1 protein-coding gene is annotated in these 844 nt (G+C 67.5%); it reads right to left on the reverse strand.

Features of this window, described 5'->3' with window-relative positions:
• A partial coding sequence (locus sphsw_RS15405) for a sulfite exporter TauE/SafE family protein (RefSeq protein ID WP_031441387.1) occupies positions 1-844 on the reverse strand: 844 nt, incomplete at both ends.

Below are 844 nucleotides of genomic sequence, written 5' to 3' on the forward strand. Positions count from 1 at the left end.
GCCGACGAGCAGGACCATCACGGCGAGCCCGAGACGGAGATATTCGGGACGGAACTTGGTCGCGAACCGCGCACCGATCTGCGCGCCGACGACCGATCCGATCAGCAGCAGCCCGGCCAGCACGATGTCGACCGCCTTGGTCGTCGTCGCATGCACCATCGTCGCCACCGCGGTGACGAACAGCGTCTGGAACAGCGAGGTCCCGACCACGACCGACGTCGCCATGCCGAGCAGATAGATCATCGCCGGCACCAGGATGAACCCGCCGCCGATCCCCAGCAACATGGTCAGGATCCCGGTCGAAAAGCCGAGCAGCAACGGCGCCAGCGGCGAGATATACAGGCCCGAGGCGTAGAAGCGGGTCCGCAGCGGCAGCGCGGCGACCAGCGGGTGATGGCGTCGCTTGCGCGGCTTGGCGGGGCGGCCGGTCCGCGCGCGGCGGATCGTCCCGATCGATTCGCTCGCCATCATGCCGCCGATCGAGCCGAGCATCACGACATAGACGATCGCGATCACGGTATCGATCTGGCCGCTCTGCTGGAGCAGCCGGAACAGCCAGGCGCCGAAGAACGCGCCCAATATGCCGCCTGCGACGAGGACGCCGCCCATCTTCACATCGACGCCGTTGCGGCGGAAATGCGCGAACACGCCCGACACGCTCGCCCCCGTGACCTGGCTGGCAGACGAGGCGGCGGCGACGGTCGGCGGGATGCCATAGACGATCAGCAGCGGCGTCGTCAGAAAGCCGCCGCCGACCCCGAACATCCCCGACAAGAGCCCGACACCGCCGCCGAGCAGGATGATGACGAGCGCATTGACCGACAGGTTTGCGATGGGAAGATAC

The sequence above is a fragment of the Sphingomonas sp. FUKUSWIS1 genome (assembly GCF_000733135.1).
In the GTDB taxonomy this organism is placed as follows: Bacteria; Pseudomonadota; Alphaproteobacteria; order Sphingomonadales; family Sphingomonadaceae; genus Sphingomonas; species Sphingomonas aerolata.